Raw genomic sequence first — 26,281 nt, forward strand, 5'->3', positions numbered from 1 at the left:
CCTAGTTAAACAGGTAAACCATTGTCATAGAGACCGCAGGTACATAGGTGACCAAACCGAGCGCCAAAATTGCAGCGAAATAGAGCAACGCCATTTTGCGCGCGATGGACAACACACCTACCCCGGATATTCGAGACGCCACATATAGCGTTGCCCCTACTGGTGGTGTGAACAGTCCAACAGCCACGTTGCACGTCATGATGACACCTAAATGCACAGGGTCAACGCCAAAAGTTTGAGCCGTTGGTAGGAATAATGGTGCCGTGAGCAAGATTGCCGGAACCGGGTCAAGAACAAGACCGAGCACAAGTAATACAATGTTGACCAACAAGAGGAACATCCAAGGGCTATTGGAAAACTCTTGCACGAAGGCCACAAGGATCTGCGGCATTTGTTCAAGAGTAATCAGCCAACCCAAAACGGTTGTTGCGCCAATGACCACCATAACCACCGCGCTCGTAATAAAGGCGTCGACAAGAAGGTTCGGCAAGTCTTTGATGTGAAAATCGCGGTACACAAAGATCGTGACGATCAAACCATAGACCACGGCGAGCGCAGCTGCTTCTGTTGGGGTAACCCATCCGGTAAAAATGCCACCCAATATGAGAATGGGCATGAACAAAGCAGGTGCTGTGCTTATAAATGAAGCTAAAAGTTCCCGCCGGGATACAGTTTGTCCGCCCGGATCACAGCCCGTGGATTTACCGACGTAAAAACACACCCCCATAAAGAAGACACCAAAAATGATACCCGGCACCATGCCTGCCAAAAATAGGTCTGCTACGGACACGTTGCCCACAAAACCATAAATCAGCATCGGGATTGAGGGCGGAATAATAATGCCGATGGTGCCTGCAGCGGCGACTAGCCCAGCAGAAAATCCTTTGTCATAGCCTTGTTTGGCCATGTTTTTGATCATCACGGAGCCAATGGCCGCGCTATCGGCGATGGCGGAACCTGAAATGCCGCCAAAAATCATAGATGCGCCAACAACCACCATGCCTAATCCACCGGGCATAAAGCCGAATGCGGCGCGGGCGAAATTGATAATGCGCAAACCAACGCCACCTCGACTCATAAGTTCGCCAGCGATGATGAAGAGTGGAATGGCAATGAAGTGGTTGGGTTCGACCCCGCCGATAAAATTCAGGTAAAGCGCTTGAAGGGGAAAACCAAGATCAAAAACGATGACTGGCAATACAGCGGTAATCAGGATGGCCCAAACCAGCGGTACACCAAGAAAGACGGTAGTCAGAAAGACAAAAACGACGAACAGCAGGGTCATGCCAAATCCTCAAGATCTGCGCCGTCATTGTGATGCGGCTCAAGATGTTCTTTGATAAGTTGTGGTGCAAAAAAATCGAGGCCCACATTGTAGAGATGAAAAACGAGGCTGAGGAAAATGCCAACAGGCATGGAAGCGTATAGCAGCCCAACAGGCCAGTAAAGAACAGTGGTTTTTTGCGCCCATGTGTGGCTCGAAATTGACGCGCCTGTGATGATAAGGCTGATCAGAAGAGCAATGATCGCGAGGTCAATAATGCGTGCAAGCCAAAGTTTTGCGGTTTTGGGCAACGCAGCTTCCACAATTTCTGTGACCCGCATATGTGCACCGCGCGCTACAGCTGCGGCGCAACCTAAAAATGTTACCCACAAGAGCAAAAATGCGGTCACTTCAAGCGACCATGCAAGATCAAAACCAGCGAACCCGCGCAGGGCGGCATTAACAAAGACCAAAATGACAATTGATGCGCCTGCTATGATCAAAAGTAGATCAATTAGCGCGCTCAGGCCGCGAAGAATGGCGGGGTACAGGGGGCGAAAATCCATTCTATTCCTCCGAATGGGTAAGCCGGGGCAATCTGTGCCCCGGCTTTAAGTTATTGGGGTATCTCTAGCTTACATCGCTGGAAATGCTTCGCGTATATCTGCAGCATCTTGCAAGATCTGATCGACCTGTTCTGCACCATAAACGCCACGGGCTTTGTCATAAACTGAGAATACAGCATCACGGAATGGACCGATTGTTGGTACATTTATGATTGCGCCTGCAGCTTTCATTTCTTCAAGCTGGCTATCAACTGAGTTTTTCACGAGGTGACGGCTGAACACTGCGGCTTCTGCGGCAGCTTTAAGCACGGCTTCTTTATCTGCGTCTGAGAACTTTTGCCAAGTTGCTTCAGCAACAGTGAGTGGAAGCGGGCTATAAACGTGCCGTGTCAAAGTGATGTTTGGCGCAACTTCGTAGAAACGAAGTGAGTTGATCGTATCAACTGGGTTTTCTTGACCGTTCACCGTGCCTTGTTGAATGCCCAAATACACGTCAGTAATCGGCATAACCACGGTCTGGAACCCAATGGCTTCCATTGACCAGCGGATCATATCATTTGGATATACCCGCATTTTCTGACCAACAGCATCTGCTGGCGAATTCAACGCATTTTTCGTTGTAAAGCTTCTAAACCCAGCTTCCCAAGTGGCAAGAACCCGGAAACCTTTTTCAGGCAGTTTCGCAAATTCGCCTTGGAGCCACGCTGAATTGTCATAAAGTTCCCAACCTTGCTCATATGTATCTACTAGGAATGGCATCGCTGTTAGGTTTAGCGATGGAAGGTGTGTTGCATAAGAGCCTGTGGCGGAAACAGTAAAATCAACACCGCCAAGTTGAAGTTGCTCAATTGCTTTAGGATCATTTGCCAGTTGACCCGCTGGGAAAATCCGAACTTCGTAACGACCTTCTGTATATTCAGCTACTTTTTCTGCAAAAACCTCAGCGGCAGCCTGACGTGAGCCGCCGGGGTTATCTGTATGACTGAATTTCAGCACCACGGCTGCACTCGCTGCCAGACTTGATGCTGCGACTAGACTTACTGCGATTGCAAGCGTTGAAACCAATTTCTTCATCTTGTTCCTCCCGAACGAAAATTTTTGTTGCATTACACTGCGTATACATTAAATAATGCACTGTCAACAAATCAATGAGTTTGTTGGTGCACCAAAAAAGACAGCAAATAACAGTCAGGGACGAAAATGGCCGAGAGTTTCAATATCGCAGTTTTTAACGGAGATGGCATTGGGCCCGAGATAATGGCCCCGACAGTCGATATTCTTAAAAAGCTCGCCACAACGAATGGAAATTATGGATTTGAGTTCTGCTACGCCGAGGCAGGCGCACGCCACTACGCTGAGACAGGAGAAGCGTTGCCAAGTGTTTCCTTAAAGATGGCTAGAGACGCCGACGCCATTTTGTTGTCAGCAATGGGCTTGCCAACCGTACGCTACGAGGATGGCACCGAAATTTCCCCCCAAATTGATCTGCGCAAAGAATTGAACCTCTTCGCCGGTGTGCGCCCTGTACGCATCGTAGCCGGACAAAACACCCCACTTAAACTAGCCGGTGGCCAGTCAATTGACTTCGTCCTCATTCGCGAAAGCACAGAAGGTCTGTTTTATAGTCAGGGCAAAGGTGTAGTCACAAAAGACAGCGCCAGCGAAACAATGATGATCACGCGGGAAACCAGCGAAGATCTGTTCAAGTTCGCTTTCTCCCTGGCCCGACAAAGGAAAGAATTGGGCCACGGTAAGGGTGAAGTCACATGCGTCGATAAGGCAAATGTGTTCCGCGCCTTCGCTTTTTTCCGTGATATCTTTGATAAAGAAGCCGTTCACCACAAAGACCTCAAAGCCAACCACGCATACGTTGATGCAACGGCCCTGTGGATGGTGACCAAGCCTTGGGACTTTGACGTTTTGGTTACTGAAAACATGTTTGGCGACATATTGTCTGATCTTGGTGCTGGGTTGATGGGCGGGCTTGGCCTCGCGCCATCTGCTGACATTGGTAAAGACAATGCGGTTTTCCAACCTTGTCATGGTTCTGCTCCGGATATTGCGGGTCAAAACATCGCAAATCCATTTGCAATGATTTTGTCTGCAGCCATGATGTTAGAGTGGCTCGGGCTGAAGGCGTCTAACGAGGCTATGGTTACAGATGCACGGCGGCTGCGTGACGCAGTTGATGCGGTTGTGATTGACGGCACAAAGGCAACGCGAGACCTTGGCGGCAGCTCAAACACGACCCAAGCAGGCGAAGCGGTATTGGAAAGACTTTAAGATGGCAAATGAAAATCCGCTAAAAGTAGCCTGCTATGGGGCTGGATATTTCAGCCAGTTTCATTTTGACGCTTGGGGTCGTATCTCGGGCGCAGAGCTGGTTGGCATCGCAAATCGCAATCAGGCCAATATTCCAGATTTAGGGATTGCGAAATTCGCGGACGTCGCGAGCATGCTCAATCAAACAAAAGCGGACATTCTTGATATTATTACGCCGCCCATCACCCACTTGGCGGCGATAAAACAGGCGGTGGACTTTGGGGTGAAAGCCATTATTTGCCAAAAACCATTTTGTGAGAACATTGAGGACGCAAAAGCGGCAACCAAGTTGGCCGCCGACGCAGATATTCCCTTGGTAATCCACGAAAACTTTCGCTTTCAACCATGGTATCGCTTGATCAAATCTAAGCTCGAAGAAAGTGTGATCGGTGAGCTCTTACAGTTCACATTCCGTCTGCGCACGGGCGACGGTCAGGGCAAAGACGCCTATCTCGACCGTCAGCCGTTTTTCAGAGAAATGGAGCAGTTGCTGATCCACGAAACTGGCGCGCATTGGGTGGATACGTTTCAGTATCTGTTTGGCGCGCCAAAAAGTGTTTATGCAGATCTTCGCCAACTTAACCCGGTGTTAAAAGGTGAAGATGCGGGGTTCATGTTGTTTGAATATGATAACGGCAAGAGAGCACTTTTCGATGGAAATCGTTTGCTTGATCACAACGCGAAGAACTGTCGCACGACATTTGGCGAGGCGCTTGTCGAAGGGACTGAAGGCACAATATATCTTCATGGCAATGGTTCGGTGACATTGCGCAAGTTTGGCGCGCAGACCGAAGCGGTTTTGATGGAAGAAAAGCGGCGCCCCGGCTTTGCAGGCGACTGTGTTTATGCACTTCAAAAACACGTAATTGATGGACTAGTGCATGGCGCTAAGTTAGAAAATGAAGCGCACCAATATTTAAAAATCATTGAAATCGAAGAAGCCGTCTATCGATCTGCTTCTGAGCATAGAAAAGTGGAACTATAACGCCGTGACCCAAGGCAACCGCACAAAATCTCAAACGCTGATCGCAATGGATGGCTTGAAACAACTGATATTCTCTGGCGAGTTGCCCGCCGGGTCAGACCACTTGGAAACAGAACTTGCCGAGCGGCTTGGTATGTCCCGCACCCCGGTGCGAGAGGCAACGCTTATGCTGGCCGGCCAAGGGCTCTTGGACGTTCGGCCGCGAAAAGGTGTGCGTATTCTATCTCTGTCGGTCGCAGACATGGATGAAATTTATGAGCTGCTTACAGAACTAGAAAGCCTAGCGGCGCGACGTGCTGCCGATGCCGGATACCCAAATTCTGCCTTAAAAAAGCTCGCCGCTTCAATTCAAGATATGGAAAAGGCCCTGCACAAGGGTGATCGCGAGAAATGGGCGCAAGCTGACGAGGACTTCCACACTGAACTGGTGCGTTTGGGCGGAAATAGTCGTGTAATTTCGATCATTGCGAATTTCAATAATCAGGTGAGACGCGCGCGCGCCATGACCTTATACATTCGTCCGTTGCCTGAAAAATCCAATGCCGATCACCGCGCCGTGCTAGAAGCAATTGCAGTCGGCGATTCTGAATCTGCTTTTAGGATTCATCATGAGCATCGTTCAAACGCCAGAAAAATGCTGGTTGAATTGCTACACAAACATGGTCTAAAACATGTCTAGCCGTACTCCGATTGCGGGACATCTGGCATAAATGGTTTAACCGCTTATGTGACCTTGAAAGATAGATACCTATTGGCGGTCGCCGACATTTGCGAGCTCCGATCAGGAAGTATCGAACAATATCGGAACTGCTCCTGCTTACGTCCTTTTGGGCTTGAGCAATAACTGTCACTAAACTGCAAGCCACGCGGTTTACGGAAAACAACTTGAACCAGACGTGTTTTAGCGAACAGGCCTGACATTTTAAGTGACAAAAAAAAGTTGAAATCAGGACAGATTGTCGCATTGCGTTGATTGTTGCATTCTGCCGTATGCAAATTGATTTGAATCACATTGCTTGCCTCTTATTCCCCTAAAAAGAGGTCGCTGACCTTCACGAGGGCAGATGGTTTTCCCCCGCGCATAGGCTGGCACATTCTAAGGGGACTAAAGATGAAAAAACGTAACCTTCTCACCGCACTCCTAGCAGGCGCATCCTTAATGGCGATGGCTGCAACGGCCGAGGCGCAGGTGACAGCACGCGCTGATTTCAGTTCCGCTGTTGCGCAAGCAGCGACGATAGATTGGTCAAGCGCAGAATCAGAACGGGGTGGACTATTCTTGGTTGCTCAGTTTGATTCCAGCGGACCTAACGCCTGGGATCCAGCGGACCACCCAATGGTCTATATCACCAGCGAAAGCCACTCCAACCCAAATCCAAACAAAACTATTGAAGGCGGCTTTGCTGGCTTCCAATTGATTGATGCAAGGACCAAGGAAGAAGTTGCCAACTTTATTGGTGTGACCACTCCAAAATCAAAAGATTTGCGCACCGCACCGCACGGCGTAACCACATCGCCTGACGGCAAATGGGCATATATTGGCTGGTCAGAAGTTGATGACAGCGCGACCAAATATACGTCATATGTTGCTGTCGTGAATATGCAAACTCTAAAACTCGACAAGCTGCTCAAACAAGAATCACGTTTTAGAGGAGAGCAAAGGGCTCAACGGCTCCACCACATTCAGTCTTGGACGGATGTTGACGGCAATGACCGCGTCGTTTTGATGTTTGGTTTCGGTGCCAATGGTGGACCTCACTACATTCTTGATCCAAAAGATAACAACCGCGTTCAACGGTCGATCACATATGACGACGTTCAAGTCATGGGACACCCCTTCACTACACCTAGTCCTGATGGGAAAACACTCTATGTGTCAATCGGCTCACCTGAAATACGCGAGTCCGATTCTCACAACGCCGCCGGCGTTGCCAAAGTCAACTTAGACACAGGCGCGGTGACCAACATCATGGGAACAGGCAACCACCCTATTGGCATCACCCACGATGTCGACGGACGGTTCACCTATGTGGTCGATGGACATGGCAGCATGGTCTATAAGATCGACAATGAGATCGACGAAGTTGTTGGTCAGTCAAGTGCTGGCGTTGCCGGACCATATGGCATAGCAGCGAACTGGGACGAAAGCTTCCTGTTCACGATTGGCAAGGGTGAAGGATCACACAATAAGGGTTCTGTGCTTGGTGTAATTGACACCAAAACATTCCGCCCAACACGCGCTATTGATCCGCAACCAATCGTTTTGGGTGGGTCTGCATCAAGTGTTGATCATGCGATCCTCAACCCAATTCAAGAGCTCAACGAACTTTGGGTTTCAAACATGAATGGTTGGGAAACAATCGTTCTTGATCTGGAAACATTCAAGCCAAAAGCTTGGATACCCACTCCACACGGTGGTGACACTCACAATGGTGCATTTGTTCGCTACAATGCTGATTTCACTGGTGAAGTGATGAGTGACCAAGGTGGCGTTAAGTCTGAAACAATGCGCGATATGGTACGTGCAGCAAAAGCTGAATCTGCCAAAAAATAGACTTGGTCTATGTGTTCGCGCCAATTCAATTGGCGCGAACATTTTTATTTTCCGGCTGGTGAGCGAAACTAGAAACGCAATGCCAAATTCTAAGGGATTTTAATTATGCAAACCTGCAAAAAAAACAGGTCTTTATTGATCGAAATATTGATCGCGCTGGCCTTTGTGGGGGGGGCACTATTCGCGTCGACTGCAGCGTACGCAGATGCTGAAAACGACGCTCTGATTGATGAGGGTCGCATCATTTATGACGAAACGGCAGGTGGTGTTGGCTGTGCGGCTTGTCATGGCTTGCTGGCCACGGGTGACCCAGATGCAGGAGCGCCATATATTCGTGGCGCCGGAAAATCCGAAGTAGATGCAGCACTTGATGGTGCAGTGCCGATGATGGGTTTTATCGAACTCAATAAACAGGAACGAAAAGCGATTGTCGCCTATTTGGGCTACTTAACCTATGCCGAGGAAGTATTGCTTGATCCAGAAGTTGCGGCGGGCAAAGTCCTGTTTGAAGAAACTGCTGGCGGTGTTGGCTGCCAAGAATGTCACGGTATTGACGCGCAGGGCGACATTGGGCCCAATATTGTTGGCAAGGAAACTGCCGACATCTATGAGCAATTATTGGACAATCCTGCGATGGGCTTTATCAAGCTCACTCGAGTTGAAGTCGACTCAGTGGCGGCATATTTGAACTATTTGCACGATCTTGAAACACACTAACTATCATTTGGTGGCAACCGTTTTTGCTACGCATTTAGGTCTAAAAACAAGGAGATGAAATAATGAGGTTTTTGAAAATTTCAAAACGGGCATATATCGCCATTCTGCTTTTCCTCGCCACGCCTGTATTTGCTGGCACTGCTGAATTGAGCCCAGAAGCTGCCGCCGGCAAAATCATATTTGAAGAAACGGCCGGTGATGTTGGCTGTTCTGCATGTCATGGCGCCGATGGGCAGGGCGACAGCGCGCCAGCGATCACGGGCATGGATGCAGACTCAATTCGCGATCAGCTTGATTATAACGAAGACATGACCTTCATTGAATTAACCGATGAAGAAATTGATCAAGTCGTCGCCTATCTCAGCTTTTTAGATCACTAGCAGCGGGCAATTTGCACACCTTCGATGTTAAGAAAGGAATGAACGATGCTCACCAGAATATTTCGAGTGCTAGGATTGCTCATTCCTTTATTTTTGTTGGGAACTGCGCCACTTATGGCACAGGAAGCCGACAAGAAAACAAACTATATATTCATACTAAGCAGCGCCGAGATGCCGATCGCTGGTGCCGCGCTTCATCTTGCAATCACTGCGCAAAAGTCTGGCAGAACAGTGCAAATTTCGCTTTTGTCCAGCGCTCTCAATTTGGGTAAAATTGGCGCACAAGGTCCCAAATTTGCGCCCTACAATGCCAGCGGTCCGGAAATGTTGCGCCAGGCAATGGATGCGGGGGCGAAGGTCGTTGTGTGTCAGATTTGCCTGACCAATCAAAACATCACAATCGACGCCATGATCGACGGGATTTCAAAAACCAATGCGTTTGAGTTGCTTGATGCGCTTGATGTGGCGGACGTGGTGCTCAGCTTTGGACCACCGGATGGCGTTGCAACCATGATTGCACCAGCGCGGCCAGAGAAAGTGAAATCGACAATGTCAGAAACCAGTATGGACGAAGAACCCGAATGCGATCCCGACACTGATATTGATGCATGCATGTAGAATTCACGCAAGGTCAGCTAAATCGTCTCGTTTAGTATAAAATTTCAACTAAACAAGCAAAGAACAAGTGAAACTCATAGCAGGGTGAAGATACAACAAATATTGACAATTATATTTGATGCAAATCAACAGAAACTAGCAATAGTATCAATATGTCACATAGAATTAAACTGGAGATTCTGATAACAATGCTCTGCGAGGTAATGAACGTCTAATAATCTGAACGGAGAAAAGACGATGTCATTCAAACGACAGAATGGTGCAGCCTTCCTTGTTGGAACTCTTGCTTGCACGATGCTACTTTCAACCCTCAATATAACGGCTTTTGCTCAAGACGCACCCGATTATGGGGTGGTCTTTGAGAATTTTGAACATGGTGGGCCCGCTGCTTACGAAATCCGCGAGGGTGATCTGTTGGCATATGTGCAATCGGGCATGGCATATGACAGCCCCGCTGCATCCAATTTCATCACAGTTGTGAACGTTGAAACGCGCAAAATACTGGCCCAGGTTGCGGTTCCAATGCCCGAGGGTTATCAAAGTCATGGACTTGGTATTTCTGCAAACGGTGAATGGATTTATGTGCCGAGCTTGCCGGGGAAATCAAAGAAACTCCATGTCTTAGATGGACGTACATTGAAATTGGCGCAGACCCTAGACCTGGGTGCTAGACAGCATCATATCGACGAAGGAAGCATCAAACGTAACGATCAGTTTGTAATGGTCGACACTGGTTCTCCGGAGTTGGGTCAGGTTCTTCTCGACCCAAACAATGAAAATGCCGTTATTGGTACCATCCCTTATTATGTTGTGGGCGGAAAAGCATATTCGTCTTGGTCAACACCAGATGGTGCGTATGCCTATGTGACCGTCGCGCCACATATTCGCAGCCGCAATGGTTGGATTTCCAAAGTCGATCTGAAAACATTTAAGGAAGTGCAAGTCATCGAAGTTGGGGTTAAGCCGATATGGGTGGCCTTCTCAAATGATGGCACCACTGCGTGGGTCAGCAATGGCGGAAGCGCAGATGAAAGCCTTGAAGATAGAACCGTTACCGAGATAAAGATCGGTCAGGGTGATGAAAAAGACACCGTTGTTGGTTCTGTATCACTGCCTGGCTCTCCTTACGGGTTGGTCTTGACTGCTGATGGGAAAAAACTCTACGCCGCAAGCAAAACTTATGGCCCAAAGGAAGCTTCGACATCTGTTTTCGTGGTTGACACACAAACCAAGAAACTCGTTGGTGAAGTGGAAGTCGGTGAACAACCAGATCACCTTTTCCTTTCTCCCGATGGTCGTGAAGTTTGGGTCGGTGAAAACCGGGGCAATCAAGTGTCAATTATCGACGTTGAAACTGACACGGTCACAGAAAGACTTGTCATGCCTGGCGACGTACACACCGTTCGGTTTGTACAATACTAGGTCCAAGCATTTGATCAGCTGCAGTAAATGCAGCTGATCAAAACGCTTAACCCTTACCCTCTTCAATCAACGCCAATTCACAACCCTATCGCAAACCTTCATTGATGCTGTTTAGAACGCGGCTGCCGGGGCAAAGTTCGTCCTTACCAAGCTCATTCAACGGCTTCGTCGCCAGTTTTAGAACCTGGTTCAAATCCTGAGAATTTGGGTCCAGGAACAAAAGGCCCGTCAAAATTCGACCTTCATCTTTTGCCAATTGCACAGCAGCAATAGCACCATTGCGGTCACCCGTTTGGTAGGCGGAACCAGCTTTGTGCAGATGTATTACCGACCCATCATGCAATGTAACACCTTGGCTGGTACCAGCATCATATTGAGTGCGAATTTCTTCACGCATTGGTACAAAATCGAGCGGCATCATATCCAAATGATCTCGCGTATTGGAATAGCTCTTGCTAGAGCCGACATGGTTGTTGAACGTCACGCAAGGCGAAACTACATCTATGAATGCGAAGCCGTTGTGTGCCATGGCGGCGCGGATCAAAGGCTCTAACTGCTCTTTGTCACCCGAGAAGCTGCGGCCAACAAAGCTCGCGCCAAGCTGCAAGGCAAGACTAGCAAGGTCGATGCCATCGAAAGGATTTGTGTTGCCATATTTGCTAACAGAACCCAAATCAGCGGTGGCGCTGTCCTGACCTTTGGTTAGTCCATAACAACCATTATTGGCGACGATGTAGGTCATGTTCACATTTCGCCGAACCAGATGAATAAACTGACCCATGCCAATCGAGGCGGTATCGCCGTCGCCTGAAACACCGATATAGGTCAAATCACGATTGGCAAGACTGGCACCGGTGGCAACTGAGGGCATTCTGCCATGGACAGAATTGAACCCGTGGCTCTTGTTGAGGAAGTAGGTTGGCATTTTCGAAGAGCAGCCAATGCCGGAAATTTTGGCGATCCGATGTGGCGGGAGTGATGACAGGAAACACGCGTTGCGGATCGCCGCTGAAATACTGTCATGGCCGCAGCCCGCGCAGAGCGTCGAAATTGCTCCGTCATAATCTGCAACCGTATAGCCAAGCGCATTTGTTGGCAGGTTCGGGTGGCGAAATTTTGGCTGTATGTAACTCATCAGACTGTCTCCGGATGCAGGGCAACAACTTCGGCGCTTTGAGTGTTCAGCGCTTTGCGGATATTGTCGGCGATCATCCGCGCAGTGATCGGCGTGCCCGAATAGCTCAGCACAGGGGTGAGCTTTCCAGGCGGTATCTCGCATTCATTTATGATCAGACGTCGCATTTGCCCATCGCGGTTCTGCTCGATCACAAATACCTGCTCATGCGTGTGGATGAACTCGTCCAAACTTTCATGGAACGGAAAAGCGCGGATCCGCATCGTCTCGATCAAATAGCCTTCGTCGGCAAGCATTTCCACCGCCTCATATGCGGGTGAAGCCGAAGTGCCAAAAAACAAAGCGCCTAGCTTTTTCTTGGTCTTCAGCTTTTTCACCTTTATCGGTGGATGGGTCTTTGGTGCCGGAACATAGGCTTTAGCGGTTTCAAATTTACGCAGCAACCGATCCATGTTCTTGACATAGTCTTCGCCGCTTTCCGAATAGACCGCCATTTCATTCTTTGAAGACCCCCGGGTGAAATAGGCTCCTTTTTCAGGATGTACGCCGGGCAAAGTCCGATAACAAATTCCATCGCCATCCACATCCAAATAGCGGCCCCATTTTTCCGCTTTATCTAAACCCTCAGCATCCAGTACCTTGCCCCGGTCCATTCGGTAATTATCGTCCCACTCCAAAGGGGGCGACATCCAATCATTCATGCCCAGATCAAGATCTGACATAATGATCACCGGTGTCTGCAATTGTTCTGCAAGGTCGAAAGCTTGAACCGTCATATCAAAACACTCGCGCGGCGTTGCGGGGAATAACAGCACATGCTTGGTGTCACCGTGGCTAGCGTATGCTGCGGCCAAGATATCCGATTGCTGTGAACGGGTTGGCATTCCGGTCGACGGACCCGAACGCTGAACATCAATCAACACAACAGGAATCTCTGCGAAATAGGCAAGCCCTAAGAATTCGCTCATCAATGATAGGCCGGGTCCAGATGTGGCCGTGAACGCGCGCGCGCCGTTCCACCCCGCCCCGATTGCCATACCCATAGCCGCAAGTTCATCCTCGGCTTGAACAATCGCAAAGTTCTTCTTGCCGCTACCGGGGTCAATTCGCATGCGCTCGGCATATTTGGAAAATGCGTCCACCACTGAAGTTGATGGGGTGATTGGATACCAGGCCGCAACAGTTGCGCCACCATAGATCGCGCCCAAAGCTGCCGCCGTATTACCGTTCATTAGGATATGTTCGCTCTCCTGGATATGCGGCGCGGCGTTGCCACCGGCTTCCAATCGAATAGGTAGCGGGCAATTGAAATTTTCAGTGGCGTACTGGTAGCCCATCTCAAGCGCATGGACATTTGACGATATCAGTTTTTCCTTGCCCTTGAATTGGACGCTCAATAGATCTTTGAGTATTGAAAACTTTATGTTCAAGAGCGCGGCCAACGCTCCCACATAAACAACATTTTTAAGCAATTGTTGCAGGCGTGGGTTTTCGTATTCACGCATGCACATTTGTGTCAACGGGATGCCGAAATAGCTGATGTCATCGCGCTTCAGGTGTTGCGCCAAAGGTTTTGTGGAATCATATACAAAATAGCCACCGGGCTCGACGCTGGCGACATCCTTTTCCATGCTTTGAGGATTGATGGACAACATAAGATCTATACCGCCGCGACGCCCTAAATATCCTTTGGAACTGACCCGCACCTCGTACCAAGTGGGCAAGCCTTGAATGTTCGATGGAAAAATGTTGCGCGGACTCACCGGAATACCCATGCGGAAAATTGCTTTGGCAAACAAATGGTTTGCACTAGCCGATCCGGTACCGTTTACGTTGGCCAACTTCACAACAAAATCGTTGACGCCTTCAATATGTTTCATTCGACTTCCACCAGGTCAGGTGTCGCCTTGGCAACATTGTAAAAGAACATCTGCATGTCCCAAGCAGCGGTAGGGCAACGTTCGGCACACAGACCACAATGCAAACAAACATCTTCGTCCTTGATCAGGACTTTGCCTGTTTGCAGCTTATCCGAGACATAAATGTCCTGCTCGAGATTTTCGGCGGGCACTTTAAGTCGGCTGCGCAGATCGTCTTCAGGCCCGTTTTCGACAAAACTAATGCAGCTGGTTGGGCAAATATCGGCACAAGCATCACACTCAATGCAATCTCCAGCACTGAATACTGTTTGGGCATCACAATTCAGGCACCGCTCCGCTTGGATAAAGGCTGTCTCGGCGTCAAACCCGAGCTCAACCTCAAGCGCTCGATCTTGCAACGCGTTTTCCAGATTGACCAGTGGCACCGCCACTCGCTTATCGTCGACCGGAGCACTGTCATAGCTCCATTCATGGATACCCATTTTCTGACTGACCAAGTTCACGTGTGGCGACGGGCGCTGACTGAGGTCTTTTCCCTGACAGAAAAGATCAATCGACACGGCTGCTTGGTGACCATGAGCTACAGCGGTTATGATATTTTTCGGACCAAACGCTGCATCGCCTCCGAAAAAGACTTCCGATCGACTAGATTGCAGTGTCTTTGCGTCCAGCATTGGCACCCCCCTACTGGAAAAATTGATGCCTGTATGAGGCTCAATCCAGGGAAATGCGTTCTCCTGCCCAATTGCGATCAGCACGTCGTCACAAGGGACAAAAACGGGTTCTTCGCCGGTTGGGACCAGTTCGCGACGCCCGTCGTCGTGATATATCGCCTCGACTTTTTCGAAAGTCATGCCAACAAGCTTGCCGTCTTCAACCACGAACTCTTTGGGCACATGATTATCTATGATTGGGATGCCTTCGTGCAGGGCGTCTTCCTTCTCCCAAGGAGAGGCTTTCATGTCAGCAAATGGGCTGCGAACAATGACTTTCACATCTTCACCACCCAGGCGGCGCGAAGTTCTACAGCAGTCCATGGCCGTGTTGCCACCGCCCAAGACGATCACGCGCTTGCCGATCTTCTCTGTGTGATCGAACGCGACACTAGATAACCAGTCAAGGCCTACGTGAACATTCGCACTGGCTTCTTCGCGCCCCGGCAGGTCCGGCAAATCGCGCCCGCGTGGCGCACCACTGCCAACAAAGATGGCATCATAGTCTTTGGCGAGTAACTCAGACATGCTGTCAACAAATGTGTCGAAGTGGGCGTTGATGCCCATATTCATGATATAGCCAACTTCTTCGTCGAGGACACTTTCAGGAAGTCGGAAAGAGGGGATTTGCGACCGCATGAACCCGCCGCCCTTGTCTTGGGCATCATACAAATGCAGTTCGTAACCCAATGGGGCCAAATCACGCGCAACTGTCAACGATGATGGACCGCCCCCGATCAGCGCTATTTTTTTGCCATTCGTAGGACCAGCCTTAGGCAAGTGTTCTGCGACATCATCTTTAAGATCTGCGGCTACTCTTTTTAAGCGGCAAATAGCGACTGGTTCTTCCTCAACCCGAACGCGGCGGCAAGCCGGTTCGCAAGGTCGGTCACAGGTCCGGCCAAGCACGCCAGGAAAAACATTGCTCTCCCAATTGACCAGATAAGCATCGGTGTAACGTTGCTGAGCGATAAGGCGGATATAGGCGGGCACCGGCGTATGCGCGGGACAGGCATATTGGCAATCGACAACCTTATGAAAATACTCGGGGTTGTCTGTATCGGTCGGTTTCATTTCCGCATCCTTGCGCACGCGTCAAAAGGTTTACAACACATACATAGACAAAACGCTAGAAAACCAGTTGTGTAAAGACCCTGTTCTCAGGTTGCAGGCCGCTGGAATGTACAAAGCTCGCACCTGTGTCAGTAACTTCTCCATCCGCGGCACACTATTTGACGAGCTAGGTTCGAGTTTTCGAGCTGCCGTATTCATCCCTTACGCGTTGCGTCTGAATACCCGCCACTAAATTGGCGCGCCAAGTGTAAGCGAGTGACGAAAGTAAATCAGGATCCCTCGCAACTATCCTTGCGTGCAGCGCATCAACCGTCCCTAAGATGCAATTGGCTATTGAACAACCGCTTATGGAATACCGCGAACATTGTAGACATCAGAGAAAACAACACCCGGCGGCAATCACTATCTTTGAGATATTATGGGGTTATCAACCTAGGTTTTGGACGTTCAAGGAAGACTTAGATGTTTATACTCAAAGACTTAGGCCAACAGAAAATTGTGGCGGAGAGACAGGGATTCGAACCCTGGAGACGGTTACCCGCCTACACGCGTTCCAGGCGTGCGCCTTCGACCACTCGGCCACCTCTCCGCAGGCAGATGCTCACCAAATCAGGGTGAAAGCACGACTGCAATGGCGCGCACTATACTGATCGCGAAACTGATCGCAAGTGTTCACTTATGCGTTGAGTGCTTGAAACACGTTTTTTGCATAGCTATTATCACCGTAACGAACAATTCAAACCAAACGGATAGTTTCATGCGGATGATTGCGCGGCTTATCGGCTCAATATTTTTGGCGTTGATGCTGATTATAATAATAATGGACGGCGCCAAGGTGCTTAGCTCTAATGAGCTTGTGTTTACGCCTTTGGGACAGATTTGGTTTCAAATTGACCAAGCTATGGGCACGCTGACGCTGAATACGCTGCAAGCAATTGTGCAGCGCTATGTGCACCCTATTGTTTGGGATCCGTTTATTGTGACGATCCTTGGTGCGCCTGCGTGGCTGTTTTGTGCAATTATTGGTATTCTATTCCTATATCTTGGTCGCACCCGTACGCGCGAACGCTACAAACATATCGACGAACTTTAGGTTTTGAAAAATGGATATTGCAACGTCTCAACTCTCCCATTTCGTAAACGGCAACTCCTTGGCCGGCCCCTATCCTGCGCAAAACCAAACTATATATTTGGCGCTAGGCTGCTTTTGGGGCGCGGAACGCCTATTTTGGCGACTTGATGGCGTGTGGGTTACAGCGGTGGGCTACCAAGGTGGGCATCAAGACCACCCAACTTATCAAGAGGTTTGCAGTGGACGAACAGGCCACGCCGAAGCGGTTTTGGTGAATTTCGACCCTGCCCTCATCTCGCTAGAGGAAATATTGGTTGAGTTTTGGCAAGAGCACGATCCAACGCAAGGCAACCGCCAGGGCAATGATGTGGGCAGTCAGTATCGCAGCACCGTGTATTTTACGTCCAATGCCCAAGAAAAAATCGTGCGCGCAAGTTATGCAGCCTATTCCAGATCGCTCAAAGAGGGTGGCTTTGGTCCAATAACGACCGAGATTAAATTGGCACCTGAGTTCTATTTTGCTGAAGAATACCACCAGCAATATCTGGCGAAAAATCCAAACGGATATTGCGGCCTTAAAGGCACCGGCGTTTGCTGCACTATGGGTGGCGCATAAACAGATGTTGACGCGTAAAGAATTTGAAGAATTCTGCTTTGCCCTGCCCAAAGTGACCCATGTCGTGCAGTGGGGAAACGCATCGGTTTTTAAAATCGGCGGCAAGATTTTTGCCATATATAGCCGTTGGGACGGTGGCGATAGGGACATCATCAGCTTCAAATGTTCCGATCAGTCCTTTTCGATTTTGCCAACACAAGATGGCATTCAACAGGCCAAATATCTTGCGCGCGCAAAATGGGTTCAAATCTCCGATAAAGCGGGGTGGGACGACGAAACTTGCCACGCCTATATCAAGCAAGCCTATGACATCATCTCATCCAAGCTGACCAAGCGAATTCGCGCAGAATTGGGCTTTTAGGTCAATCTTGGTTTTGCTTGCCAAGTGATGCGGGTTTTGCGTTAATATGCATTATGCAGTTTAGGGTTCATTGATGCGTATTATAGTTTTGGCTTTTTCGGTTATATTGCTGAGTGTGCTTGCAGCCTGCGCCACACTCTCCAAAGCACAATGTCAAGCTGGCGATTGGCAAAATGTCGGCGAATTTGATGGTAGAATGGGGTATTCATTTGCGCGATTTTCAGAACACAGTGAAGCTTGCAACAAACACGGCATTGCGGTTGATAGAGACCTTTATGACAAAGGCTACTCAAAAGGCCTAAAACTATATTGCACGCCTGAGAACGCGGCAAAAGTGGGCCTTGCAGGCAAGAGCTATTACAATGTTTGCACCGGTGAAATGGGCAAAAGCTTTTTGCGCATCCATCGGCAGGCGAACAATATTTACTCGATCGACAATGATATCGGTTCACTTCAAGCCCAAATTGAGGCACTGACGGAAAATCTAGCGGATCCTGCGACGTCGCAAACAGATCGCGAAAGGATCGTCGACGATATCCGTTCTTTGAACGACGACATATCCAGAAAACTTCGGGATCGCGCGCGCGAAGATGCGGAGCTTCGCCAAGTCATGCTTGAAGAACAGACGAGGCTGTCATATCTTAAAGACTAAAAAAGGCGACCACCGGCCGCCTCTTAAATTATCCAAGGATTTGCAATCCAACTAGGCGGTAGGCTGCTTTACGATCCGCAAATATGGTTTCACTTCGTTCCAGCCATCAGGGAATTTCTTTGCAGCATCTTCGTTGGAAAGCGCGGGAACAATAATCACATCCTCGCCATTTTTCCAGTTAACAGGTGTTGCCACCTGATGTTTTGCTGTGAGCTGAAGCGAATCTATGACGCGCAGCACTTCATCAAAATTGCGGCCAGTTGATGCTGGATACTCAATTTTCAGTTTGATCTTTTTATCCGGACCAACAACAAACACAGACCTAACCGTCAGCGTGTTATCAGCAGATGGATGGATCATTGAATACAGGTTTGCTACCGTTCTGTCGGGATCTGCGATCAAAGGAAAATTCAAGGCTGTACCTTGAGTTTCTTCAATATCACTGACCCACGCTTTATGGTCTTCGATGGGGTCAACAGACAGGCCCAACACTTTCACGCCGCGCTTGTCAAACTCGGGCTTCAGCTTAGCTGTGTAGCCCAATTCTGTGGTGCATACTGGCGTGAAGTTTTTTGGGTGTGAAAACAGAACAGCCCAACTGCCGTCAATATAGTCGTGAAATTTTATGCGACCTTCGGTTGTGTCTGCTTCAAAATTTGGTGCCTCGTCGCCGATTAGCAATCCCATGATCATGTCCCCTTTTTAAGAATTAAGTACTGGACACAATATGGGGATTTGCGAGGTAAATGAAATGCCAAAAATAGAAAATATTTTTGCCAATTTGCTAAGCACACCAGAAGGCCGTGCTCAAGATTTGGAGCAAAAGAGGACGCTTACGAAAACAGCTGCACAAAATCGCGTAAGATCCGTTGTTCAAGCGTCAAAAATACAATTGCTGGGGCAACTGAGAACATAAGCGCGAACGGCCATCGAGCAGAAGCGAAACGTGCAATCACATAGGCTAACAATGCCGCTGCAAACATGAACAACAATTCTGCGTTATGTGCGCTCCAAAACCTGAGCAACTCGTACATCTGCTACAAACCCAATCTGCCCCCAAATTAGTAATTTGGCAGAAGTCTAGCAAATTTGATTTTGTTTGACGTGAATTGGATGGATTGCCATTTAATCAAAGACAATCCATCGGCTTGGATAGGTCAATGCCCGGCGTCGAGGCGTCCGGTTTGCAAATCATAGTCTGTCGCAACGCCATATTCAGGATCATCTTCAGCCGGCTCAACCAACTGGCCGGCATTTTTGAGCAATGTTTTGCAATCGTCTGACAAGTGGCGCAACTTCAACGTCGTCCCGTTTGCCTGATACTTTGCAGCTAAGGCTTCGATCGCTTGCAAACCAGAATGATCAACCACGCGAGAACCTGCAAAATCAATGATTACCGTTTCGGGATCCTCTTTTGGATCAAACAAAATCGAGAAGCTTTCAATTGAGCCAAAGAATAGTGGTCCTTCGAGCTTGTAGATTTTTTCGTTGTTGCCTTCATGATAACCTGGCGTTGTCGCGTGCATCCGTGTGGACGCGTTCCAAGCATAAACCAGTGCAGCAATAATCACCCCGACCACAACAGCGGTCGCCAGATCGGTTGCCACCGTGACAACGGTCACAAGCACAATCACAAATGCATCGGCACGCGGAATGCGCATCATGATTTGAATTGAACGCCATGCAAATGTGCCAATAACCACCATAAACATCACGCCAACAAGTGCGGCCAGCGGTATCTGCTCAATCCAGCTTGACGCAAAAAGGATGAAAGCAAGCAAGAATAATGCAGCTGAAATACCAGACCAGCGCGTGCGGCCACCAGATTTCACGTTGATCATCGACTGACCGATCATCGCACAACCGCCCATGCCACCAAAGAACCCGGTGATGAGGTTGGCTAGGCCTTGGGCAATGCTTTCTTTGGACGCCCCACCTTTTGTTTCAGTAATTTCTGCAACAAGGTTGAGGGTCAACAAAGATTCAATAAGGCCAATGGCTGCAAGGATTACGGCATAAGGCAAAATGATCTGCAATGTTTCAAACGTCAAAGGGACCAGTGGAATATGGAATTGGGGCAAACCACCTTTAATCGATGCCAAATCACCAACCCGTGGTACATCCAGTTTAAGCAGAATAACAGCAATCGAAACCGCACCAATTGCGAGCAACGGCGCGGGGATGGCCTTGATATATTTGCCGCCAAAGTGAATTATCGCCATGGTGACAACGGTCAAAGAAAACATCAGATACAACGGCATCCCAGTCAGCCATTCACCACCAGCAATGCCGTGTCCGCCACCAGTTGCCGATCCGGGGACTTGGAACTGGCTGAGTTGAGCCAAAAAGATAACGATGGCCAAACCATTGACAAACCCGAGCATGACAGGATGGGGCACCATGCGAATGAATTTTCCCCAACGCATAATGCCAACAACGATCTGGATGATGCCCATCAACACCACGGTTGCAAACAAATATTCGATGCCATGTTGGGCAACCAGCGATACCATGACAACGGCCAACGCACCTGTTGCACCAGAAATCATGCCCGGACGACCGCCAATAAGGGCTGTGACAAGCCCAACAATGAACGCTGCGTACAAGCCAACAAGCGGATGAACTCCAGCCACAAACGCAAATGCCACGGCTTCGGGCACAAGCGCCAAAGCCACGGTTAGACCCGCAAGTATGTCGGTGCGGAATTGAGCGGAAGATGGCGCAACAAAGCCATCGGCGGAAGCGGCAAGAAAACGATTAAACAAGATGAACGGACTCGCTGTTGAATTTGGCACGTCAGACCTGACGTTAAACCCCTATGGATCGGCGGTTTAGCGTAGTTTTGCGCAGCAAGCAAGATGAGGCAACAATCTAGCGCCGATGACGGTTTGTTTCTCGCATGGACCGTCCCATAAAGCCTTCGAGCCAGCGCACTGCTAGGGAAAGTGATATGGTCATAACCAAATAAAGGAATGCCACCACACTGTAAGTCTCAAAAAACTTAAAGGTCGAGGCCGAATAGACTTTGCCCAATTGGGTGATATCTTGCACGCCCAATACCGACACAAGTGCGCTATCTTTGATCATCGCCACCAGTTCATTGCCCATCGGGGGCAAGATCAGTTTAAAGGCTTGCGGTGCAACAACGAGGCGGAACGTTTGCCAGCGCGTCAAACCAAGTGCCTTGGCCGCTTCTACCTGCCCCTTATCAACCGCCTCAATTCCTGCGCGAAATATCTCGGCGATAAAAGCAGAATAAGAAATTGTAAGCGCAATAATGGCGCGCCATGTAAAATCAAACCCACGCACCGTCATTTTTCCGAACACACCAAACTCAATAAGTGGGCCCATCAACCAGTTGAAAAAACTGACAAACCACGGCGCGCCAACAAACGCGATGTAGAACAACAGCACCAGCATGGGGATGCCGCGCACAATTTCAATGTAAAACGTGGCGACCTCACGCAATATCCGCGACGGAGAAATCCGCGCCAGAACGACAAAAGTCGCCAGAATAACACTGAGCGAAAATGCGACGATGGTAACGAATAGCGTTGTTGATATACCCCTGCTCAAGGCAAAAAAGATCGTTTGATAGCCCTGATCGGCGACAAGCGACCAAAACACAATAATTGCCCCAAGAATAGCCGCGAGCAGCCAATAAGGGATCTCGCGCTTAGCTGATCTATTGGTTGATGGCATCAATGGGACATACTTTGGACTGAGCCGGAAATGGTGCCCACCTGTGGTGAGCACAGCAATGACTATTGATCGGCTTTATATTCGAAGAACCATTTTTTGTTTAATTCTTCAAGCGTGCCATCTTCGCGCATAGACTTCAGTGCGGCATTGATGGGGGCAACAAGGTCCGAACCTTGCGTAAGAATGAAGCCGAAATCTTCGGTGCCCAATGCATCGCCTACCACTTTAAACGCGCCCGGATTTGCGCCCATATAGCCTTGTGCAGAGGTGCTATCCATCAACACAGTGTCCACGTCGCCAATTTTGAGTGCTTGTACACTGGTGCCAAATGTTTCGAACAGTTTTATGCGCGGGTTGGCTTCGTCGCCGTCTAACATGTCGTAAACAGCGACATAGAAGTTTGTGGTGCCCGGTTGTGCACCAACCAAGAGTTGGGCATCCTGCGCGAAACTGGTACTATCCGTAAATCTGACCTCATCAGCCCGAACAAGTAAGAATTGTTGAGACGTCATATAGGGTTCGGAAAAATCGATTTGTGTCGCCCGCTCCTCGGTAATCGTGATGCCGTCCATGCCCACATCGAATTGACCATCGCGCACAGCTTGGATCATCGTGTCCCAGCTCGAGAGTTGCCAATCCACCTTGGCGTTAAGGCGCTTGGCGATTTCGTTGAACGCGTCATATTCCCAGCCAATGCCATCACCAGACTTTGGGTCTGCAAAATTGAGCGGTGTGTAGGCGTTTTCGGTCACCGCGACGATGGTCCGACCGCCGAGGTCTGGCAATTCACCGGCAGACACTATTGATGTCGCTCCTAAGACCGTTACGACTGTTGCTGCAATTAGACTTGTTAGTTTCATGATGCATCCCCAAAATTGTTTCGAGCATTATTGAATTGTTGGTCAAAACATTAGGGTGCGATTGCGCAAATGAAAACCCTTTTTGCGATTTGTGCGACAGTGCATCTTTTCGATTGGCCGCCAAATCTCAAAAATCCGATTGACAATTGTTTCACCAGCCTATTGTTGACATCGGTAGCGGCGCGCCTAGTCTGTGCGTATCAGTTTAACTTCTGTTGATTGGAGATTTTCGAATTGGAAACAAGGTTGGGTGCCGAAATCTACGGCATTGATCGCTGGGGTCACAAAATTCTAACAGTTCTACCCAATGGCGATGCTGGGTTGGTGGACATAATGAACCCTAACGCTTCCCCGGTTAGCATCCCCTCAATCATAAGTGATTTGGGTGAGCGCGGCATCAAATCTCCCATTCTGTTGCGGGTCAATTCGTTTTTGCAAAACAGCCTCATTGCGCTTAACGAAGGCTTTGCAAAGGCCATTTCTAACTACAAATATGCTGGCGCCTATCGCGGCGTATTTCCCATAAAGGTTAACCAGCAGGCAGAAGTTGTTGAGCGAATTGTCAAAACTGGTCGTAAATATCACTACGGCCTTGAAGTGGGTTCAAAGCCCGAGCTGCTGATTGCTCTTTCGCAGAATTTGGCGAAAGAGGGCTTGTTGATCTGCAATGGTGTCAAGGATGAAGAATTTGTTCGTCTAGCTATTCTGTCTTGCAAAATCGGCTTCAACACCATCATCGTTTTGGAGAGTCCAAAAGAGTTGGAATTGGTAATCCGCGTCTCAAAAGCGCTGGGCGAAAAGCCACGACTTGGTGTTCGCATCAAGTTGACCCACAAAATCAAAGGCTATTGGGCCGATAGTTCCGGTGATCGCTCAAGTTTTGGCATGACAACTGACAATGTAGTGGCTGTTGTCGAGCGGCTCCGAGCCGAATACATGGCTGACTGCTTGATCCTTCAGCACTCGCATTTGGGTTCTCAAATTTCTGACATCAATGATGTGCGCCGGATTGTGCAGGAAGCTTGCCGCTTTTTTACTGAGCTCAAATCACTGGGCATGCCGCTTGAGTTCATCGACCTGGGTGGTGGCCTTGGCATTGATTATACGGGTGAAAAACAATCCAACGAAAACTCAATCAACTATAGTTTGCCAGAATATTGCGAAGCAATTGTTGAGACCGTCAAATATGCGATGGATGAAGCAAACATTGCACATCCTAACATTGTGACCGAAAGCGGACGCGGTGTGGTCGCTCTTTCGTCGATGCTGATTTTTGACGTGCTGGACACGACGCTGTATGACTGCGCTGCCCTGCCAGATATTGGCGATGATGCACATCACCTGATTAAGGACCTTGCCGCCATTCAAGGCTACATTTCTTCCAAGCGACTACAGGAATGTGTGAACGACGCGATCTATTACCGCGATGAAGTGCGTGCATTATTTCGTCGCGGCAATATGGACATCAAGTCTTTAGCCCAAGCTGAAACAGTTTTCCGCTATTTCGTCGCTCAGTTTAAAAAGCTGGCCGAGGATGCGGAGACATCGCCGCAACTGGAAGAACAATTAGGCAATTTTGCCGACATCTATCATGGCAATTTTTCTCTATTCCAATCTCTTCCTGATGTTTGGGCAATTGATCAATTGCACCCCATTATGCCCTTACAACGGCTGAACGAAACGCCACATCGCCAAGCAATGCTTTCGGACATCACCTGCGATTCTGACGGTAAGATTGATCGCTTTGTGCTGGCAGATGGAATTGCAAAAACGCTGCCTGTGCATGACCTTAAAGAAAACGAAGACTATTACATTGGGGTGTTTTTTATCGGCGCTTACCAAGAAACACTTGGTGACCTACACAATCTATTTGGCGACACGAATGTGGTGACGGTTGCACTAGGCGAAGATGGTGGGTTTGATTTACTACATGAAGTAGAGGGCGACAAAATTTCCGAAGTCCTTGAGTATGTGGAATATGAAGCTCAAGCTTGCTTGGCGACCTTCCGCAAACGGGTCGACAATGCTGTCAGCCAAAAGCAGCTCACCATTTCCGAACGTCGTGTGCTGATTGAGGCTTACAAAGACAGCTTGAGTGGCTACACTTATTTCGAGAAATAGATTTTTAGAACAACCCTCAACTTAGAAGGAAACTCTGATGGGCAAAACACTTGTCATTGGCGCCGGGGGCGTTGGATCTGTCGCCATACATAAAATGGCGATGAATAGCGACATTTTCACCGAGATTACGTTGGCTAGTCGCCGCAAATTTAAATGCGACGACATTGCGGAATCGGTCAAAGAACGCACAGGCGTTGTGATCAAAACCTCTGAAATCGACGCGATGGATGTGGATGCAACCGCTGAATTGATCAAACAAACGGGCGCTGACTTGGTGGTGAACCTTGCCCTGCCATATCAAGACCTTGCGATTATGGACGCATGCCTAAAGGCGGGTACAAACTATCTTGATACGGCAAACTACGAGCCCGAAGATGAGGCAAAATTCGAGTATCATTGGCAGTGGGCCTATCAGGACAAATTCAAAGAAGCTGGCCTGACGGCTATTTTGGGTTCGGGTTTTGACCCCGGTGTAACCTCTGTGTTTGCCACATGGCTGCGCAAGCACAAACTCAGCACTATTCGCCAGATCGACGTGTTGGATTGCAATGGGGGGGACAATGGCAAAGCCTTTGCGACCAATTTCAATCCTGAAATCAACATTCGCGAAGTAACCGCACCAGCGCGGCATTGGGAAAATGGCGATTGGGTGGAAAGCCCCGCCATGACACACAACTACAAGTTCGACTTCCCCGCAGTTGGCGAAAAGAACATGTATTTGATGTATCACGAGGAATTGGAAAGCCTTAAAACGCACTTCCCTGAAATCGAACGCGCGCGCTTTTGGATGACCTTTGGTGATGCTTATATCAACCACGTCACGGTGCTGGAAAATATCGGCATGACATCGATTGAACCGATTGTGCATGACGGCAAAGAGATCATTCCTTTGCAATTCCTCGCGTCCGTTTTGCCTGACCCCAGTGATCTGGGCGAGTTGACTAAAGGCAAAACCTGCATTGGCGATATTGCCACGGGCAACGCCAAAGATGGTACGGGTGAAAAGACCTATTACATCTACAATATTTGCGATCATGAAGAATGCTACGCAGAAGTTGGTTCGCAAGCCGTTGCCTACACAACGGGTGTGCCCGCGATGATTGGCGCGGCACAGTTCCTAAAAGGCAATTGGGACCAGCCCGGCGTTTGGAACATGGAACAACTTGACCCTGATGACTTTATGGACATGCTGAACCAGCACGGCTTGCCTTGGCAGGTCGAAGAACTTGACGGCCCCGTCCAGTTCTAACGTTAAAAAGGGGCGAGA

General features: G+C 49.0%; 25 protein-coding genes and 1 tRNA gene. 14 read left to right on the top strand and 12 right to left on the bottom strand.

Annotation, left to right across the window (positions count from 1 at the left end):
• Window position 1: 1 nt before the first annotated feature.
• The 3 genes from ACJAZW_RS00615 to ACJAZW_RS00625 all read right to left on the bottom strand — a co-directional run bounded on the left by ACJAZW_RS00615 (window position 2) and on the right by ACJAZW_RS00625 (window position 2,904).
• Window positions 2–1,285, bottom strand: coding sequence for a TRAP transporter large permease (locus ACJAZW_RS00615; RefSeq protein ID WP_415154911.1), 1,284 nt, complete (start codon window positions 1,283–1,285; stop codon window positions 2–4).
• Window positions 1,282–1,830 carry a TRAP transporter small permease gene (locus tag ACJAZW_RS00620; RefSeq protein WP_415154912.1) on the bottom strand — a complete coding sequence of 183 codons (549 nt, stop codon included), beginning with the start codon at window positions 1,828–1,830 and terminating at the stop codon, window positions 1,282–1,284. Before ACJAZW_RS00620 ends, ACJAZW_RS00615 begins: the two co-directional genes overlap by 4 nt.
• 69 nt (window positions 1,831–1,899) lie before the next feature.
• Window positions 1,900–2,904: a TRAP transporter substrate-binding protein gene (locus tag ACJAZW_RS00625; protein ID WP_415154913.1), complete on the bottom strand. Its 1,005-nt coding sequence runs from the start codon at window positions 2,902–2,904 to the stop codon at window positions 1,900–1,902.
• A gap of 126 nt (window positions 2,905–3,030) precedes the next feature.
• Between ACJAZW_RS00625 and ACJAZW_RS00630 the strand changes: the two genes are divergently transcribed.
• The 8 genes from ACJAZW_RS00630 to ACJAZW_RS00665 all read left to right on the top strand — a co-directional run bounded on the left by ACJAZW_RS00630 (window position 3,031) and on the right by ACJAZW_RS00665 (window position 10,828).
• Window positions 3,031–4,113, top strand: a complete 1,083-nt coding sequence (locus tag ACJAZW_RS00630; RefSeq protein ID WP_415154914.1) for an isocitrate/isopropylmalate dehydrogenase family protein — start codon at window positions 3,031–3,033, stop codon at window positions 4,111–4,113.
• A gap of 1 nt (window position 4,114) precedes the next feature.
• Window positions 4,115–5,137: a Gfo/Idh/MocA family protein gene (locus ACJAZW_RS00635; RefSeq protein WP_415154915.1), complete on the top strand. Its 1,023-nt coding sequence runs from the start codon at window positions 4,115–4,117 to the stop codon at window positions 5,135–5,137.
• 4 nt (window positions 5,138–5,141) lie between these two features.
• Window positions 5,142–5,816: a GntR family transcriptional regulator gene (locus ACJAZW_RS00640; RefSeq protein WP_415154916.1), complete on the top strand. Its 675-nt coding sequence runs from the start codon at window positions 5,142–5,144 to the stop codon at window positions 5,814–5,816.
• Between the two features lie 432 nt (window positions 5,817–6,248).
• Window positions 6,249–7,691, top strand: coding sequence for a YncE family protein (locus ACJAZW_RS00645; protein ID WP_415154917.1), 1,443 nt, complete (start codon window positions 6,249–6,251; stop codon window positions 7,689–7,691).
• 105 nt (window positions 7,692–7,796) lie between these two features.
• Window positions 7,797–8,408 (top strand): c-type cytochrome, encoded by a 612-nt coding sequence (locus tag ACJAZW_RS00650; protein ID WP_415154918.1) that lies wholly within the window; start codon window positions 7,797–7,799, stop codon window positions 8,406–8,408.
• A gap of 62 nt (window positions 8,409–8,470) precedes the next feature.
• A complete protein-coding gene (locus ACJAZW_RS00655) occupies window positions 8,471–8,788 on the top strand; it encodes a c-type cytochrome (protein ID WP_415154919.1) in 318 nt (105 codons plus the stop codon).
• Between the two features lie 45 nt (window positions 8,789–8,833).
• A complete protein-coding gene (locus ACJAZW_RS00660) occupies window positions 8,834–9,406 on the top strand; it encodes a DsrE family protein (RefSeq protein ID WP_415154920.1) in 573 nt (190 codons plus the stop codon).
• 237 nt (window positions 9,407–9,643) lie between these two features.
• Window positions 9,644–10,828, top strand: a complete 1,185-nt coding sequence (locus ACJAZW_RS00665; RefSeq protein ID WP_415154921.1) for a YncE family protein — start codon at window positions 9,644–9,646, stop codon at window positions 10,826–10,828.
• An 85-nt stretch (window positions 10,829–10,913) separates the two neighbouring features.
• Here ACJAZW_RS00665 and ACJAZW_RS00670 read toward each other — a convergent pair whose 3' ends face one another.
• The 4 genes from ACJAZW_RS00670 to ACJAZW_RS00685 all read right to left on the bottom strand — a co-directional run bounded on the left by ACJAZW_RS00670 (window position 10,914) and on the right by ACJAZW_RS00685 (window position 16,219).
• The gene (locus ACJAZW_RS00670; protein ID WP_415154922.1) at window positions 10,914–11,963 is read right to left on the bottom strand and encodes a 2-oxoacid:ferredoxin oxidoreductase subunit beta; all 1,050 of its coding nucleotides are present in this window, start codon (window positions 11,961–11,963) and stop codon (window positions 10,914–10,916) included.
• Window positions 11,963–13,843, bottom strand: coding sequence for a 2-oxoacid:acceptor oxidoreductase subunit alpha (locus ACJAZW_RS00675; protein ID WP_415154923.1), 1,881 nt, complete (start codon window positions 13,841–13,843; stop codon window positions 11,963–11,965). The genes ACJAZW_RS00670 and ACJAZW_RS00675 overlap by 1 nt, the downstream gene beginning before the upstream one ends.
• A complete protein-coding gene (locus ACJAZW_RS00680) occupies window positions 13,840–15,630 on the bottom strand; it encodes an FAD-dependent oxidoreductase (protein WP_415154924.1) in 1,791 nt (596 codons plus the stop codon). Before ACJAZW_RS00680 ends, ACJAZW_RS00675 begins: the two co-directional genes overlap by 4 nt.
• 499 nt (window positions 15,631–16,129) lie before the next feature.
• Window positions 16,130–16,219: transfer RNA gene (locus ACJAZW_RS00685), tRNA-Ser, on the bottom strand.
• A gap of 168 nt (window positions 16,220–16,387) precedes the next feature.
• On the opposite strand from ACJAZW_RS00685, the gene ACJAZW_RS00690 reads away from it, so the two are divergent.
• The 4 genes from ACJAZW_RS00690 (at window position 16,388) to ACJAZW_RS00705 (ending at window position 18,331) form a co-directional block, all read left to right on the top strand.
• Window positions 16,388–16,723 carry a hypothetical protein gene (locus tag ACJAZW_RS00690; protein ID WP_415154925.1) on the top strand — a complete coding sequence of 112 codons (336 nt, stop codon included), beginning with the start codon at window positions 16,388–16,390 and terminating at the stop codon, window positions 16,721–16,723.
• A 10-nt stretch (window positions 16,724–16,733) separates the two neighbouring features.
• The gene (gene msrA / locus ACJAZW_RS00695; RefSeq protein ID WP_415154926.1) at window positions 16,734–17,318 is read left to right on the top strand and encodes a peptide-methionine (S)-S-oxide reductase MsrA; all 585 of its coding nucleotides are present in this window, start codon (window positions 16,734–16,736) and stop codon (window positions 17,316–17,318) included.
• A gap of 4 nt (window positions 17,319–17,322) precedes the next feature.
• Window positions 17,323–17,679, top strand: a complete 357-nt coding sequence (locus tag ACJAZW_RS00700; protein WP_415154927.1) for an MmcQ/YjbR family DNA-binding protein — start codon at window positions 17,323–17,325, stop codon at window positions 17,677–17,679.
• 73 nt (window positions 17,680–17,752) lie between these two features.
• On the top strand, window positions 17,753–18,331 hold the full coding sequence (locus ACJAZW_RS00705) for a DUF2799 domain-containing protein (RefSeq protein ID WP_415154928.1): 579 nt from the start codon (window positions 17,753–17,755) through the stop codon (window positions 18,329–18,331).
• A 51-nt stretch (window positions 18,332–18,382) separates the two neighbouring features.
• Here ACJAZW_RS00705 and ACJAZW_RS00710 read toward each other — a convergent pair whose 3' ends face one another.
• The 5 genes from ACJAZW_RS00710 to ACJAZW_RS00730 all read right to left on the bottom strand — a co-directional run bounded on the left by ACJAZW_RS00710 (window position 18,383) and on the right by ACJAZW_RS00730 (window position 22,893).
• Window positions 18,383–19,018, bottom strand: a complete 636-nt coding sequence (locus ACJAZW_RS00710) for a peroxiredoxin (RefSeq protein ID WP_415154929.1) — start codon at window positions 19,016–19,018, stop codon at window positions 18,383–18,385.
• Between the two features lie 146 nt (window positions 19,019–19,164).
• A complete protein-coding gene (locus ACJAZW_RS00715) occupies window positions 19,165–19,365 on the bottom strand; it encodes a hypothetical protein (protein WP_415154930.1) in 201 nt (66 codons plus the stop codon).
• 123 nt (window positions 19,366–19,488) lie between these two features.
• Window positions 19,489–21,096 carry a SulP family inorganic anion transporter gene (locus ACJAZW_RS00720; protein ID WP_415154931.1) on the bottom strand — a complete coding sequence of 536 codons (1,608 nt, stop codon included), beginning with the start codon at window positions 21,094–21,096 and terminating at the stop codon, window positions 19,489–19,491.
• Window positions 21,097–21,202: 106 nt separating this feature from the next.
• Entirely contained in the window at window positions 21,203–22,033 is an 831-nt protein-coding gene (locus tag ACJAZW_RS00725; protein ID WP_415154932.1) for an amino acid ABC transporter permease, read from the bottom strand.
• Between the two features lie 62 nt (window positions 22,034–22,095).
• Entirely contained in the window at window positions 22,096–22,893 is a 798-nt protein-coding gene (locus tag ACJAZW_RS00730; RefSeq protein WP_415154933.1) for a transporter substrate-binding domain-containing protein, read from the bottom strand.
• A gap of 246 nt (window positions 22,894–23,139) precedes the next feature.
• On the opposite strand from ACJAZW_RS00730, the gene speA reads away from it, so the two are divergent.
• On the top strand, window positions 23,140–25,014 hold the full coding sequence (speA, locus tag ACJAZW_RS00735; protein WP_415154934.1) for a biosynthetic arginine decarboxylase: 1,875 nt from the start codon (window positions 23,140–23,142) through the stop codon (window positions 25,012–25,014).
• Between the two features lie 37 nt (window positions 25,015–25,051).
• The gene (locus ACJAZW_RS00740; RefSeq protein WP_415154935.1) at window positions 25,052–26,263 is read left to right on the top strand and encodes a saccharopine dehydrogenase C-terminal domain-containing protein; all 1,212 of its coding nucleotides are present in this window, start codon (window positions 25,052–25,054) and stop codon (window positions 26,261–26,263) included.
• The last annotated feature ends 18 nt before the right edge of the window (window positions 26,264–26,281 follow it).

Origin of the sequence: Maritalea sp., assembly GCF_047634455.1 — a bacterium.
In the GTDB taxonomy this organism is placed as follows: domain Bacteria; phylum Pseudomonadota; class Alphaproteobacteria; order Rhizobiales; family Devosiaceae; genus Maritalea.

Bases quoted from the DNA above. Each gene is read 5' to 3' on its own strand.
- ACJAZW_RS00645 (WP_415154917.1), top strand. From the start codon at position 6,249: ATGAAAAAACGTAACCTTCTCACCGCACTCCTAGCAGGCGCATCCTTA.
- ACJAZW_RS00615 (WP_415154911.1), bottom strand. From the start codon at position 1,285: ATGACCCTGCTGTTCGTCGTTTTTGTCTTTCTGACTACCGTCTTTCTT.
- ACJAZW_RS00740 (WP_415154935.1), top strand. From the start codon at position 25,052: ATGGGCAAAACACTTGTCATTGGCGCCGGGGGCGTTGGATCTGTCGCC.
- ACJAZW_RS00690 (WP_415154925.1), top strand. From the start codon at position 16,388: ATGCGGATGATTGCGCGGCTTATCGGCTCAATATTTTTGGCGTTGATG.
- ACJAZW_RS00650 (WP_415154918.1), top strand. From the start codon at position 7,797: ATGCAAACCTGCAAAAAAAACAGGTCTTTATTGATCGAAATATTGATC.
- ACJAZW_RS00675 (WP_415154923.1), bottom strand. From the start codon at position 13,843: ATGAAACATATTGAAGGCGTCAACGATTTTGTTGTGAAGTTGGCCAAC.
- ACJAZW_RS00715 (WP_415154930.1), bottom strand. From the start codon at position 19,365: ATGTACGAGTTGCTCAGGTTTTGGAGCGCACATAACGCAGAATTGTTG.
- ACJAZW_RS00655 (WP_415154919.1), top strand. From the start codon at position 8,471: ATGAGGTTTTTGAAAATTTCAAAACGGGCATATATCGCCATTCTGCTT.
- ACJAZW_RS00625 (WP_415154913.1), bottom strand. From the start codon at position 2,904: ATGAAGAAATTGGTTTCAACGCTTGCAATCGCAGTAAGTCTAGTCGCA.
- ACJAZW_RS00710 (WP_415154929.1), bottom strand. From the start codon at position 19,018: ATGGGATTGCTAATCGGCGACGAGGCACCAAATTTTGAAGCAGACACA.
- ACJAZW_RS00680 (WP_415154924.1), bottom strand. From the start codon at position 15,630: ATGAAACCGACCGATACAGACAACCCCGAGTATTTTCATAAGGTTGTC.
- ACJAZW_RS00660 (WP_415154920.1), top strand. From the start codon at position 8,834: ATGCTCACCAGAATATTTCGAGTGCTAGGATTGCTCATTCCTTTATTT.
- ACJAZW_RS00630 (WP_415154914.1), top strand. From the start codon at position 3,031: ATGGCCGAGAGTTTCAATATCGCAGTTTTTAACGGAGATGGCATTGGG.
- ACJAZW_RS00635 (WP_415154915.1), top strand. From the start codon at position 4,115: ATGGCAAATGAAAATCCGCTAAAAGTAGCCTGCTATGGGGCTGGATAT.
- ACJAZW_RS00730 (WP_415154933.1), bottom strand. From the start codon at position 22,893: ATGAAACTAACAAGTCTAATTGCAGCAACAGTCGTAACGGTCTTAGGA.
- ACJAZW_RS00670 (WP_415154922.1), bottom strand. From the start codon at position 11,963: ATGAGTTACATACAGCCAAAATTTCGCCACCCGAACCTGCCAACAAAT.
- ACJAZW_RS00725 (WP_415154932.1), bottom strand. From the start codon at position 22,033: ATGCCATCAACCAATAGATCAGCTAAGCGCGAGATCCCTTATTGGCTG.
- msrA (WP_415154926.1), top strand. From the start codon at position 16,734: ATGGATATTGCAACGTCTCAACTCTCCCATTTCGTAAACGGCAACTCC.
- ACJAZW_RS00620 (WP_415154912.1), bottom strand. From the start codon at position 1,830: ATGGATTTTCGCCCCCTGTACCCCGCCATTCTTCGCGGCCTGAGCGCG.
- ACJAZW_RS00700 (WP_415154927.1), top strand. From the start codon at position 17,323: ATGTTGACGCGTAAAGAATTTGAAGAATTCTGCTTTGCCCTGCCCAAA.
- ACJAZW_RS00665 (WP_415154921.1), top strand. From the start codon at position 9,644: ATGTCATTCAAACGACAGAATGGTGCAGCCTTCCTTGTTGGAACTCTT.
- ACJAZW_RS00705 (WP_415154928.1), top strand. From the start codon at position 17,753: ATGCGTATTATAGTTTTGGCTTTTTCGGTTATATTGCTGAGTGTGCTT.